The following is a 2,863-nucleotide window of genomic DNA, read 5'->3' as shown; positions in this document are numbered from 1 at the left end:
CCCTTCTGAAACTGGATACTGTTGATCGCCATGGTTCACCTCAAACGGTTTTCGCAAGAGGTCAGTATACTGTATATCCGTACAGTTATCTAGTGCGACCTGAGATAGAGACATAATCAGGACAAATAAACAGTAATTTTTATGCACAAATCATATTGACTTTAGTTAAGTAGTTTATTATAATGTAAGGTTTCGTGCCGAGCCGGTTTTCAATACTTCAAAACGGGCTCGCCTACGACTACTAGGAGGAGTGGCGATGAAAAAGTACGAAAGTATTGCAAAGCCCCAAAAAAATGTCCTGGTGAGTCGTGTCATTAATACCCGTCACCGGGATTATCGTTACCACGAGATAACCTTCTGACTGAGTAATTTGCCCCAACCGGGGCATTGATTCCGCATTGATTTAATAAGAAACAGGGGCCCCCCTAAGCCGCCGCATTGCGCTTGTGATTTATTGCCAAGGAGGAAGGTATGTTCGTCAGCGAATCGAAAGCAACCGTCAAAGAAAAAGAACAATTGCGTGAATTAGTTGCAAAGGTTCTTGAACGGCGCCACAACCTTGTACCTCTCCCTGAAAAAGAAGGGAAGAAATGGTTTTCGCGAACAGCCGCAGACGAAATTATGCGTCCGCAAGCAACATTACCCGTCGTAGAGAATGGCATGGTCGAGGAAGAAGCAGTGAGCACGGAAATCAATCACAAAGAGAATAAAAAGGAGTCAAAACCCGATTCTTCTCCAAAAGCCGTATTGAAGACCAAACGTTCGAAGCGTGCTGTACGTATATTTGATCAGGGGGCGGTGGCGCAGATGGCTGCTAATTCGACAAAGTCCAACAGCGATCTGAAAAAACTTTGGGCGCCGCATCTGGAAAGCATGCGCCAAAATGATGGCTATCGGGACTTGCCCGATTTCAAGTTGTTTCTAAGCAAGAGTTACGATCCATTAAAAGAATTGTTTGAGAATTTTTCTCCCGTACTGAATTTTTTGCGTGGTGAAATGGTATTGAACGGAGCTAGCAAACCTGAGGCATTTCGCATCACACCGGTGTTGCTGAATGGGCCACCTGGCGTAGGAAAAACTGCTTTTTCGCAAGCGCTGGCAAAAGCGTTGAAACTTCCGTTTGTGAAGCTGGCCGCCGGGGGGATGCAACACGCCGCGTCCCTGACAGGCACCGCATCACACTGGAGCAACAGTGAGCCCGGCGAAGTTTTTAAATTGATTTCCAGTGGTAAGTCGGCAACTGCAATTTTGTTGTTTGATGAAGCAGATAAGTTGAGCGATCGGTTGGACTGTTCCATTTTACCTGCATTGCTGGATTTGCTTGAGCGAGAATCTGCCCGTAGTTATCGTGATGAATGCCTGGGACTGGCATTTGATGCTTCGCGCCTTATCGTGTTATTAACTTCGAACAATATCGAATACATGGATGCGGCATTACGGTCCCGGTGCAAGATTTTTACCATTGAAAAGCCCAAGGCCACGCAGAAACGTTTGGTTATTCAACACGAGTTCGAACAAATCAATCGCACTCTGCTTAAATCAAAGCGTATTAAATTGGACAGCGAGACAGTAGATAAATTGATTCGGGCGGACATGGATGTGCGCGTACTGATTAGCACGGTGCGTGCAAGTGCAATCAAGGCAATCGAGTCGGGAGGCAGGCTGCTTACCCTGGTAGAGATCATAGAATCGGAAAAATCGAACAAAAAATTGCCGATCGGGTTTGTTTAAAACTATGTTGAAAAGGCGCGACTGTACGGGACTGAAATTTCTCTTTCGGATTTGCGGGTGAAACTGATCCGATTGCGCTAGGAATGGGGTGCTGTTCTGCGACTGGAATTTCATAACATTGACGTTGAGCAGGAACCATATATGCATTTTTAATGCTTTACAACAAGTATGTATATCGGCTTTTGAGTGATGTGTGGCAAAAAACTTTCAAGGAGACCCAATGAAACTGCATATTCTGTCCGACCTGCATCTGGAATTTGCCGATCTGCAGGTTCCATATACCGACGCCGATGTGGTCGTACTTGCGGGAGACATTCACAAGGGAGAGCGCGGGATTGAGTGGGCGCGCTTTGCCTTCCCTGACCAAAAGATCGTCTTTGTGGCAGGCAATCACGAATTCTATGGCAAGCACCGCCAGGATACGATTGACAAGATGCGCCTTGCGGCAAAAGAGAATGACGTTCACTTCCTTGACGACGAATCCGTGGTGATCGACGGCGTACGATTTCTCGGTGCAACCCTTTGGACAGATTTTCTTTTATTCGGCCCCGGTGAGAGGCCGTGGTGCATGAATGATGCACAGAACGTCATGAATGATTTCCGCGTGATTTCCGATGACGGTAAGGTATTCAGTCCCACCGCTTCGGCACGACTGCACAAGACATCCCTGGAATGGCTGACACGCGAACTGCAAACCCCATTTAAAGGCAAGACCGTGGTAGTGACTCATCACCTACCTTCGTTCAAGTCCGTGGCGGAGCGTTTTCAAAAGAGCGCGATGTCTGCTGCATTTGCATCGAACCTGGATCACCTGATGGGCGAGGACAGGGCTTGCCTGTGGATCCACGGACACACCCACGACACCATGGATTATGAAGTGATGGGAACACGAGTGATCTGTAATCCACGGGGCTATGTCACCAGCGGTAGTCAGGAGAATATGGATTTTGATGCGGAGTTTCTGACACGGCTATAGAGTGTGGGAGAATTATCACTATTGCGAACTGATTACCCGGACTGCGCGAAAAGCCCCGTCGTTCAGGGCGGGGATGAATAGCGCGGATGCCGAAGGCATCCATCTTCGTTTCCTATAGTGGCGTTTGCTGTTGCTCGATATATTGTTTGATGATGC

General features: G+C 47.6%; 2 protein-coding genes. Both read left to right on the top strand.

The window, feature by feature from the left end; translation table 11 throughout:
• Positions 1-471: 471 nt before the first annotated feature.
• Positions 472-1,731 (top strand): AAA family ATPase, encoded by a 1,260-nt coding sequence (locus IV91_RS0113050; RefSeq protein WP_031599173.1) that lies wholly within the window; start codon positions 472-474, stop codon positions 1,729-1,731.
• Between the two features lie 220 nt (positions 1,732-1,951).
• Positions 1,952-2,707: a metallophosphoesterase gene (locus tag IV91_RS0113045; protein ID WP_031599169.1), complete on the top strand. Its 756-nt coding sequence runs from the start codon at positions 1,952-1,954 to the stop codon at positions 2,705-2,707.
• Positions 2,708-2,863: the final 156 nt, after the last annotated feature.

This window comes from Ferrovum myxofaciens, from assembly GCF_000735045.1.
Lineage (GTDB): Bacteria > Pseudomonadota > Gammaproteobacteria > Burkholderiales > Ferrovaceae > Ferrovum > Ferrovum myxofaciens.
This window is presented reverse-complemented; position numbering and strand designations above follow the sequence as displayed.